A 10,683-nucleotide genomic window follows, 5' to 3' on the forward strand; every position below is an offset into this window, starting at 1 on the left:
CCCTCCCCTCCCGCGGGGAGGGAGCAAGATTATTCTTGTTTCTCCCCGCGGGAGGGGGGACTTGCGGGGGGTGAATTTGACTTTTGTAAGAGGTCTAATGCAGTCTGAGATTGAATTCTCTGCTCGTCTCAACTATGGGATAGGGGGATTAAGAGGCGATCGCAATTTTGCCAACCATCCCCGCCTCAGTATGTCCCGCTACGGTACAGCGAAGGTTGTAACTTCCCGATTTCACCGGCACAAACAACCATTCTGCCACAGCCCCTGATTTAAGTTCCAGTTCGTGAATAGCTCCTTTAACTTCTACATTACCAGCTTCAACTTTTTGAGTCCAACTCGCATCTGCAAAATTTTTGGAAGTGAAATAATGTTTCTGCGGACTGGGATTTTTCAGCACTAATTTATAGCGCTTACCAGATTCAAATTCTAGCTGATTGGGGAAAAATTTGAGTTCTCCAGCTTCGTTACCCAAGCTAACATTAATTTCGGTGATAGGTTGGCGAGACAAATCGCCAGCATTGGCAATTGTCGCAGGTATTAAGATTGCACCCACACATAACATGAGTCCCAAAATTCTTTTGAGAGTTGGTGGTAATTGTTGGTTGCGGTAGAATTTTTCTAATTGTAAACCGAGTATTTTTATCATGGCTGTTTTACTAATGTTAACTGACTGCTGACTGCTGACGTTGGACGGAAAGATCGGGGGGACAGCACCAATGCCCAATGCCCTGTTTGGCCAATGCCCAATGACTAATGCCCACTGACTAATGACTAGCCTTCGACTTCGCGAGCGGCTAAAATGACTAATGACTAATGACCACTGACTAATGACTAATGACTAATGACTACTGACTACTAACTTAATTCGATCGCCAAACTTCATCCCAAGGCCCGCCGCCAACTTCCAAACCAGATAAAGAACTTTGAGCCTCTAAAATAATTTTATAACGCTGCTTGCCATTGCGATCGACATTTCCCCCCAACAACTCTCGCAGTTGCAACCGCAAATCACCGTGCGTCGTATCCCGGCAGCAAAAAGCCATGCCTTTTTCAGTAGGAGTTCGCACATAAGTACCCTGAGAACTTGCAGTACCAGTTAACTCAACTTCAAACTGGCTGTTTCTCGCCTGCATTTTCCAGCTTCCCCAAGGTTCAATATTCCAAGTAACTTGAGAATTCCAAGGCACAAATTCGTAAAATTTGCCTCGGTAATGCAGACAAATCATTGCCACCGATTCCATCCACCACAGCACGCCCCGCTTGCCGCCGCCAGCAGTGACAGCCAAATCGCTTTCACCTTGAAAACAATTGCAATTAATCCAAAACCACTTTTGCGGAAAAGCACCGCCCCAGTTTTTTTCGCTGTAAGCGGGAGCATCTGTAAATTCGTAGCGTTGGCCGTTCCAATCTATCCAGCCCGTGGCTAAACCGTGAGCCATTAAAATTTGCCATCCAGGCTCAAATACAGGTAAAAAAGATAACATTCCCGCTGTAGATTTCTGGAGTTCCTGAGAGTTTCCCCAGCCGTAAACTGGTTTGATTTCGTACTGCCAAAAACAGTGACTGCTGCTTCCCGGATCGTGCAGATAACCTTGATTCAACGTAGCAGTAGCTTGATAGCCTTCTTGGACGTGGCTGTCGAACATTTGCGGCTCTAAATATTCGGGTTTCATTTGTAAATCTGTCTTGCCCCAATGCCCGAAACCCAAGCTTTCTCGGTGCGCCCAAAACTTTTCTACATCGGGGAAGGTGCGGCACAAATAGCTATCTTTGGGGCCGAGAATTTGGGCAGCACCGCCGCTGTATGGTTGACCGCCTCTGGGGTCTTCGATGGAATACATAAAGGCAAAGGATTGTCCGTGAATTGGTAATGTTATTCGGTAGTACCAGCCTTCAAAAAAGCGCCGGGAACTGCCGTCCCAGTGGTAGCCGCTGTGGGGAGTTTCAATAGTTTTGAGTTTTGAGAGTGCATTTGACATAAAATTACCTATAGCAGAAAGAAGAGTCATTAGTCAGCAGTCATTAGTCATTAGTTATTAGTCATTAGTCACCAGTCATTAGTCATTAGTCAGTTGGTAGGGGCGGTGGCCCGTGCGGGTACTCTTAGTTGTCAGTAGTTAGTTGTCAGTTGTCAGTAGTTAGTTGTCAGTTGTCAGTTATCATTTCCTATTCCTAGTGACTAAGGACTAAGGACTAAGGACTGATGACTGATGACTAAGTTGTCGCGCATTTGACATAGAATTTAAATGCCGCAACAGCTTACTGACTGAGGACTGATGACTGATGACTAATGACTAATGACTAATGACTACTGACTAATGACTAATGACTGATGACTACTAACTAATATGATAGGTTATTAATTATGACTTTAGCACTTTGGCGATCGCCCTTAGCGCGAGCTCTCCACCGCAACCGCAGTCTGGCTTTTGCTCGCTACTTGCAATTAGCAACCGTTCGCGCCACTGGTCGTCCGGCTAACCGCACTGTGGTGTTTCGAGGCTTTTTAGGAGATACTAATCAGTTGAAGTTTATTACTGATATTCGCAGTCAGAAGGCGGAGGAAATTGACCTCTATCCTTGGGGGGAGATTTGCTGGTATTTCCCTAAAACTCGGGAACAATTTCGGATTGCTGGACAACTGATTTTGGTGCGGCAAGACGATGCAGATTCCGAGTTGTTGACAGCGCGCCGCACAGCTTGGCAGGAGCTTTCTGAGGCTGCTCGAGATCAATTTGCTTGGCCTGCACCGGGGGAAGATAAGGCGGATGCTGGTGCTTTTGATTCTGCTTCCCCAGATGCTCGCGAGCCGCTGCCGAATTTTTGTTTGCTGTTGTTGGAACCGGAAACGGTGGATTTTTTGGAGTTGCGGGGAGAACCGCAGAACAGATCGCTTTACGGGCACGATGGGGATGGAAATTGGTTTGTGCGATCGGTCAATCCGTGAAAAAGAAGTTATTAGTCAGTAGTCCTTAGTCAGTAGTCATTAGTCAGTAGTTCTCAGTCATTAGTCATTAGTAACCAATTCCCAATTCCCAATTCCAATTCCCAATTCCAATTACCAATTCCCAATTCCCAATTCCCAATGACTAATAACTAATAACTAATGACTGCTGACTAATGACTACTGACTAATGACTAATTAAATTTTTAGATGCCGGTGCCGTCGAAAAATTCTTGAATTGCTTTATCTTTTAACTGACAAGCGGCGGCAACTTCGGTTTTTTCAGCTAGGGCTACATTGCTGGTTTTGTTTGAAGTTTGAAATGCTGAATGGGAATTGGGAACAGAAGTTAAGGAGAGAGATTCTTGAGGAATCAAACTTTTTACTTGCTGTTCGAGGGATTCGATGCGATCGAGCAAAGAGCGAATTACTACAGCTTCGGAATCTGGCAAACTGCCGTGTTCTAGGGGATTGACGCGCACTCCCGATCGATATACGATGCGGCCGGGAATCCCTACCACGGTGCAGTCTGAGGGTACATCGCGCAGGACTACGGAACCTGCGCCGATGCGAACGTTGTTGCCAATTAGCAGGTTTCCTAGTACCTTGGCCCCGGCACCGACAACTACGTTTTCGCCGACGGTAGGGTGACGCTTGCCGCTTTCTTTGCCTGTGCCTCCTAGGGTGACACCTTGATAAATTAGGGCAAAATCGCCGATTATTGCTGTTTCGCCGATGACAACCCCCATACCGTGGTCGATGAAGACGCTTTTGCCGATCGTTGCACCGGGGTGAATTTCTATTCCTGTCAAAAACCGAGCAATGTGAGAAATCAAGCGGGGGATTAGGGGAAGTCCCAGTAAATAAAGCCAGTGTGCGAGGCGGTGCAGCACTAGGGCCTGAAGACCTGGGTAACAAAATAATACTTCCAGCCAGTTGCGAGCGGCTGGGTCGCGGTCGAAAATTATACTGAAGTCAGCTTTAAGGGTATGAAGCACTTTCGGAGTTCCCAATTTTGGTTAAACACGCCACTTTCAATTTTACAATTTTACTCGATCGGGGAAGTTAGATCGTGTTCGGTCGATTGTTACAACACCAACGGTTCGTAGCCCGGACTTAAGTCCGCGCTAGGAACCAATCTAATCGAACGGACATGATATTAGCGATCGGGCGATCGGGCGATCGGGAGAAAAATTTTAGGATGTAGAATATTTTAGCGTGTCCATCCCACAGCGTGGCTGCGTTCTATTCCTGTAGTGAGATTGTATAGTTAGACTTGACTCCGGCTTCGAGAGTACCGACCCAAATTCTGTAAGATCCTGCTTGCCAGTCTGAATCAACTATGCTGGCATCTTTATTTTGACCTGTATCGTCTCCGCAGCGCAGGCTGTTACCGGGGCCTTGTACGACTAAGGTTGTGTCCTTCCCTCCGCTGTTGACTTGGATTGCGAGTTTGGAAAAGTTTTGCTGCAAGACTATGATGTGGTCGGGAGTAGGAGTGGCAAAACCCAAACATTTGTTTTTGTGGCGATCGGTGTTGGCAATGGCAGAGAGAGAGTACGATCCGCCTGTGGAACCTCTCAACATTGCTGTTGGGGAGTCAAAACCTCGCGATAAATTTAAAGTGCCGAAGTTGGCTGTTTCTGCTAAAACTGGTAGGGCGGCGATCGCGCCGATCGCAGCTAAGAGCGCACTGTTTTTGAAATGGACTGGCCGATCGAACCACATGGCAATACTCCTGTGTCACAACTTAAAATTACAACTCAGAATTTACTCGTCTGAGTCCCCAGAATCGGAACTTCCAGAGGAAGAACAATTTTTGTTTAATTGAGTGAAAAACCTTCTGGCTGTTGTTCGTGATTACTATCATCGGAACCGTGACACGTGCGATCGCCCTCGATGGTGCCACTCCGAGTTCTGCCACACGCGATCGGCTCACATCCGAAATTATACGCTCTCAAGATGCTCGATATGATAATTCTGGCTTTGCTGTTGACGATCGGTTCCCTCTTGACATGGCTTTTAATAATGTTACCTGTCGATATATTCGGCTGGCTGCACTTCCCTAATTGGCTGAGCCTGATCTTAATTGTGCTGGCTATTTCTTGGTGCTTGGACGATTAGTCAGCAGTCAGCAGTCAGCAGTCATTAGTCAGCAGTCAGCAGTCATTAGTCATTAGTCAGCAGTCATTAGTCATTAGTCAGCAGTCAGCAGTCAGCAGTCATTAGTCATTAGTCAGCAGTCAGCAGTCAGCAGTCAGCAGTCAGCAGTCAGCAGTCATTAGTCATTAGTCAGCAGTCAGCAGTCAGCAGTCAGCAGTAGTTAACGGTTAACAGTCAACAGTCAACAGTTAACAATGCCCTGTTTAGCCTGTTTGGCCAATTCCCAAGAACTAAGAACTAAGAACTAAGAACTAAGAACTAATGACTGAGAACTAAGACGATCGCCTAGGTCTGATGCTGTATACTGCACAATTGACAATCAAGAATCTAAAATCTAGGATTTGACATCTACTTATAGAATGATGCAACGACAAATTTCTTCGCTCTCTGGATTTCGCTCTTGTGACAAAACTCTGGGGGAAACTCCTAAGAAACAGTCGCGTCCGATGCACCGGGCGATCGTATTAATGCTGCTGGCAACCGCTTTGCTGAGCCTGCACGCTAGTCGGCTAGTGGAATTGCAACTGGTACAAGGGAAGCAAAACCGGGAACGAGCCGAAAACAATCGCGTTCGCCTAGTGCCAATGCCGGCAAATCGCGGACATATTGTCGATCGCAAAGGCAAACTGCTAGCGGGAAACAATTTAGCTCGATCGGTCTATTTGTGGCCGAAAGAACAAACGCCGGAACAGTGGAAAGTAACAGCAGAAAAGTTAAGTCCGCTGGTTAAAATCCCGGCCAAAGAAATTTTACAAAAAATAAAAGAGGTCGATCCTCTATCCTACAGACCGGTGCGGATCAAGCAAGCGATGCCGCCAGAAATTTTTGTGCCGCTAGCAGAACAGGTAGGACAAATACGCGGAGTGGAAGTGCGGCCAGAAGCGAACCGTTACTATCCCGAAGGCAGTTTGGCGGCTCACGTTCTCGGATATATTGGCGAAGCTACCGCAGTAGATTTGAAAGCTCACCCGGAATATCCGATGGGGATGATTGTCGGTCAGATGGGCATAGAAGCGAGTTCTAACAAGCAAATTGCGGGAGTTTGGGGCGATCGGCTGATCGAAGTAAATGCCCAAAATCAAGAATTGCGGCTGATGGGAGAAACACCCCCAAAACCGGGCGAGGCGGTGCAGCTAACCATCGACTTGCCCATGCAAAAAGCAGCGGAAACAGCCCTGGGAAACCGCCGGGGAGCAGTCGTCGCCGTGGATGTCAAAACCGGCGCGGTATTAGTTCTCGCCAGCCACCCGACTTTTGACCCCAATCTGTTTACGCGAAAAATCAGTAAGGATGACTGGGCAACTCTTCAAGACCAGGAAGATCCATTTTTGAATCGGGCGATGCAGGGCTACCCCCCTGGCAGCACTTTTAAAATTGTGACTTCTGTCGCCGGTATCGAGTCAGGCAAGTTTTCGCCAGACTCTATTTTGGGTACTTCGTCTTACATTACGGTGGGAGGAATTGATTTTAACGAACACAGCGGCGGTTACGGCTACATCGGCTTTCGGGACGCTTTGGCTTTCAGCAGCAATACGTTTTTTTACCAAGTGGGGATGAGTACCGGGCCCGAGGAAATTTCTAAGTGGGGACACCGCTTGGGAATTGGCAAAGATACGGATTTGAATCTTTTGGGACTTGGCGGCGGCAGTCACGGTCAAATCCCGACGCCGGAGGAGAAGGAGAAAATCTATAAAGAACCCTGGTATGAGGGCGATACGGTAACGATGTCGATCGGTCAGGGGTTGGTGTTGGTGACGCCTTTGGAGGCGGCGGTAATGGTGAGTTCGATCGCTAACGGCGGCTATCGAGTCAAGCCCCATCTTTTGACATCTATGACTGGCACTCCAGAGACTCAACGGGTAAGTACGGGGATGAAACCTTCGACAGTTCAGGTGGTTAAGGAAGGACTGATCGCGGTGGTTTCCGAGGGTACGGGACAGGGACTCAATGACGGTTCGATTCCGCTGACGGCGGGCAAAACTGGGACTTCGGAGGTCATCGGACAGAAGGATCACTCGCTATATGTGGCATTCGGGCCTGCTGACAAGCCAGAAATTGCGATCGCCGTGATTGTGGAAAATGCCGGTTTTGGTGCTGTTGCTGCGGCCCCGATCGCCAAAGATGTATTTCAAGCTTATTTTGGGAAACCGAAAACACCACCCAATCCTCAGTAATCATTGGTCATTGGGCATTGGTCATTGGTCATTGGGCATAGGGCATAGGGCATAGGGCATGGGGCATGGGGCATGGGGCATTAGTTGACAAGTAGAGTAAGGTGTACTCACGACCTGAGAAACCGGGTTTCTTTTCAATATTTATGGTTTCTGTTACGAAAACTCGTAGAAACCCGGTTTCTGACTCACGCCCGCCCACCTGAGAAACCGGGTTTCTTTTCAATATTTATCATCACTCAACCCAAAACTCGTAGAAACCCGGTTTCTGACTCACGCCCGCCCACCTGAGAAACCGGGTTTCTTTCAATATTTATCGTCACTCAACCCCAAACTCGTAGAAACCCGGTTTCTTACCGTGATAGGCGCGTCCGTTACTAATCACTAGCCTTCCACTTCACTCAGGCTAAAATGACTACCAACCAACAACCAATAACGAATAACCAATAACCAATAACCAACAACCAATAACCAATAACCAATAACCAATAACGAATAACGAATAACCAACAACCAATAACCAACAACCAATAACCAATAACCAATAACGAATAACTAATTCAGCCGCATAAATATGGTGGCTTTGCGAATTCCTGCGACTTCTCCGGTACTGGTAACAGTGATCGATCGCAAATGGTCAAATAACGGTCTCGCCGAAAGTTCAATTAACCTCAACAGCGGGATTTGTTTTTCCCAAATTGATCTGATCGAAGGCCAGTCTAAATAAAAATAGCCGTCGTTAGCTGGTGGTAGCGCTTCGATGCTGATTTGAAAGTCTTGATTGGCCACCAAAGAACCTGTTTCGGCTGCTTTTAGTGCTGCGTCCATTGCTTCTACTGAAGTGGTAAAAATTTCGTATTTACCGACAGTGGCTCGCACTCCTTTTGCCTCAGTTACGATCGCACTTTGCCTATTATTTCCCTTACCATGATTCGAGCTAGTTGTCAACTGCGTCCAAGCGGTAATTTTCTGGTTTCTGAGAGTGAAGCTGCCGATGCTGTATTCTTTGCTACGGGCAATTTCATCGAGTTTGTCGATCGCCTGAAGGGCATCGGCAGATGTTTCGGTGACAAAAACCCAATCCGCACTGTTTGAGGAACTCGGAACCACTGCTAAAGCGTATTCTCCTTGTACCCAGTTGAATATATCCTGCGGCAAATTAACGCTCCAACTTTGCTGAATATCTGCGATCGCGCGATCGACTAATTTAGATACTTCTGCATTGGCTGACACCATCGATGACAAATCAGCCCAAAAATTCCTTAAATCGGTGCTGGCGACGGCAAAAGGACTGGCTGAGGGAATATATTGCAAGGCCAGCACCGGTTCGGAGAGTGTGGGAGAAGCCGTGTTTTCTCGCGATGTCACTAAAGCAGTTTGAGCCAGCAATCCCCGTCGGTTGACTCCGACAGCAACTGCTAGGGAATTAGGGGAAACTGGGAGATTTTGCTCGGTTGCTGGCTCCGGCAGATTGACAAACGCTAAAGCTATTCTACCTTGATTTAACTGTTGGAAAGCTTTTTGATAGTTAGGACTGTTACTGAGATTTAGGTTCGCTGCTTCCAAGTTGTTAATTGCATCTCGAAGTATATTCGGACTGTGGGAAAATAAAACAAAATTTAGGTTGTTTCCAGAAGCCGAACGGCCGCGGATTGCCGCCGTCGCGAAACTTGATGGTAAAGTTGAATTCGGCAGATAAAGCGGGTTAAAAGGCAAAATTGGAGCGGGTTTTGGCTTGGCTGTCGGTAATTTTTTATAATTTAGTTGGACACCTTTATATAGTTCCGACTGCACTGTTTTATCCGCACGAGATTGTTTTTGCCAGTAGGATTTAAGAAATTGTTGGCTGCGATCGGCATTTTGGGAAGAAACAGCCAGCAAAAACCCGGTTTGTTCGCCCTTGCGGCGATCGCGATCGTCGAAATCGGGATTTGTGAGGGCGAGGGTAATTTCGTCACCGATCCAAGGTTGGATATCGCGACTGTAATCCAAGTCAGTATTGGCGAGGAGGCTTTTTTTGATTTGCTCGAATTCTGCGTGTGCGAGGCTTCTTTCTGTGGGAGTGGCAAAAACTTGTCGCAATGCTTCGAGGCGATCGGGATTTACCAGCATTGAAACCAACAAAGGTACTTCTTTCGAGACAAACACAGCTGCAGCCGGAGTAGTTGTCGGCCCGCCCGCGAGCAAATTTAGGGGAGTTTGAGTTGACAGCCAGTAAAAACCGCCTGCACCCAAGCCTAAGAGTGCTAAAACACCAGCAATGAGGAAAGAAAAGAACGATCGCAGCTTCATAACAACAAGGACTAATTACCACAGTCTACTATTAACTAGAGTAGCGCATCACCGTAGCGGTCGGCAGATACTTTTTATGCGGTTCGCAAAAAAAAAGGATAAACTAAAATACACTAAAGCTCTAAAACCCAAGTAAAATGCTAACAATATCAACGCCCCCCGAACAGCGAGTTTTACTGCCAAATATCAGTTGGAAGTTATATGAAAGCCTGCTAGCGGAACTAGGCAACAAACGTTCCACCAGAATTGCTTATCATCAAGGTCAATTAGAAATTATGGTACCACTACCGGAACATGAAAATCGCAACAGGCTGATCGATCGGTTAATTGTAACTCTTATAGAAGAACTAAATCTGGAGTACAACCCCTTTGGTTCGATGACTATTAAAAAACGCAAAAAAGCAGCGGGAAAAGAACCAGATTCATGCTATTATATTCAGAACGAAGCACTGGTCAGAGGCAGAACCGAATTAGACTTTGCGCGAGATCCTGCGCCCGATTTAGCACTGGAAATTGATATTACCAGCAGTTCCTTAAATCAATTCGATTTATATGCAGATTTAGGCGTACCCGAAATTTGGCGGTATGACGGACGAAGCGTCAAGTTTTATCAATTGCAAAATGGCGAATATGCCGAGTGCAATTTTTCCAGGGCTTTCCCGATGCTACCGACTGCAAAAGTTGACGAATTTATCGATCGCACTCAAACAGCAGGCGCAACCGCAGCAGTGCGAGAATTCCGAGAATGGGTAAAAAATCTGTAATTGTGCAGTCTACCACGGCAAACCTCGCGCATCGGAAAAATCAGCATCAAGAACCGCCCCCGCATCGAATATAGCACCAGTCAAATCAGCCTTTCTAAACGACGTTACCGACAATTGTTCTATCTGTTCAACAGCAATAAAAAAGCCGATCGCAGTTAACCCCAAAATCACCCCAGAAACCAAAAACAAACCAATTCCCCTCAGAGTATCCCCGCCCCAAAATGTCACAATACCGCTAGCCCCGATCGCAGCAGCAGCCCCAGCCACAGCCCCAGCCACAATTCCCGCCTCGCCCCGAGTCGCAGCAATCGCCGTCGCAGCCGTCCCCGCCACCGCCACAGCCCCCGCA

The 10,683-nt window shown here is 47.2% G+C and carries 9 protein-coding genes and 1 pseudogene; 4 read left to right on the top strand and 6 right to left on the bottom strand.

What is annotated here, in order from left to right:
• Positions 1–148: 148 nt before the first annotated feature.
• Positions 149–646, bottom strand: a complete 498-nt coding sequence (locus tag IQ263_RS26520) for a plastocyanin/azurin family copper-binding protein (protein ID WP_194071059.1) — start codon at positions 644–646, stop codon at positions 149–151.
• Between the two features lie 214 nt (positions 647–860).
• Complete coding sequence (locus tag IQ263_RS26525; protein WP_194071060.1) at positions 861–1,979, bottom strand: tocopherol cyclase family protein; 1,119 nt, start codon at positions 1,977–1,979, stop codon at positions 861–863.
• Positions 1,980–2,365: 386 nt separating this feature from the next.
• On the opposite strand from IQ263_RS26525, the gene IQ263_RS26530 reads away from it, so the two are divergent.
• Complete coding sequence (locus IQ263_RS26530; protein WP_194071061.1) at positions 2,366–2,947, top strand: Npun_F5749 family FMN-dependent PPOX-type flavoprotein; 582 nt, start codon at positions 2,366–2,368, stop codon at positions 2,945–2,947.
• Positions 2,948–3,150: 203 nt separating this feature from the next.
• On the opposite strand, the gene cysE is transcribed toward IQ263_RS26530, so the two are convergent.
• Together cysE and IQ263_RS26540 are read right to left on the bottom strand one after the other, a co-directional pair.
• Positions 3,151–3,942: a serine O-acetyltransferase gene (gene cysE / locus IQ263_RS26535; protein WP_194071062.1), complete on the bottom strand. Its 792-nt coding sequence runs from the start codon at positions 3,940–3,942 to the stop codon at positions 3,151–3,153.
• A 247-nt stretch (positions 3,943–4,189) separates the two neighbouring features.
• Positions 4,190–4,672, bottom strand: a complete 483-nt coding sequence (locus IQ263_RS26540; RefSeq protein WP_194071063.1) for a hypothetical protein — start codon at positions 4,670–4,672, stop codon at positions 4,190–4,192.
• A gap of 128 nt (positions 4,673–4,800) precedes the next feature.
• On the opposite strand from IQ263_RS26540, the gene IQ263_RS26545 reads away from it, so the two are divergent.
• Both IQ263_RS26545 and mrdA read left to right on the top strand, forming a co-directional pair.
• On the top strand, positions 4,801–5,013 hold the full coding sequence (locus IQ263_RS26545) for a hypothetical protein (protein WP_194071064.1): 213 nt from the start codon (positions 4,801–4,803) through the stop codon (positions 5,011–5,013).
• 453 nt (positions 5,014–5,466) lie between these two features.
• Positions 5,467–7,281, top strand: a complete 1,815-nt coding sequence (mrdA, locus tag IQ263_RS26550) for a penicillin-binding protein 2 (protein WP_194071065.1) — start codon at positions 5,467–5,469, stop codon at positions 7,279–7,281.
• A gap of 552 nt (positions 7,282–7,833) precedes the next feature.
• Here the strand turns inward: mrdA and IQ263_RS26555 are convergent.
• Entirely contained in the window at positions 7,834–9,570 is a 1,737-nt protein-coding gene (locus IQ263_RS26555; protein WP_194071066.1) for a DUF3352 domain-containing protein, read from the bottom strand.
• 137 nt (positions 9,571–9,707) lie between these two features.
• Here IQ263_RS26555 and IQ263_RS26560 point away from each other — a divergent pair, with 137 nt between their 5' ends.
• Entirely contained in the window at positions 9,708–10,334 is a 627-nt protein-coding gene (locus IQ263_RS26560) for a Uma2 family endonuclease (RefSeq protein WP_194071067.1), read from the top strand.
• A gap of 9 nt (positions 10,335–10,343) precedes the next feature.
• Here IQ263_RS26560 and IQ263_RS26565 read toward each other — a convergent pair.
• Positions 10,344–10,683: pseudogene (locus IQ263_RS26565) on the bottom strand (pentapeptide repeat-containing protein); the annotation flags it as partial.

This window comes from Tychonema sp. LEGE 06208, assembly GCF_015207505.1.
Classification (GTDB): Bacteria; Cyanobacteriota; Cyanobacteriia; order Cyanobacteriales; family Microcoleaceae; genus Microcoleus.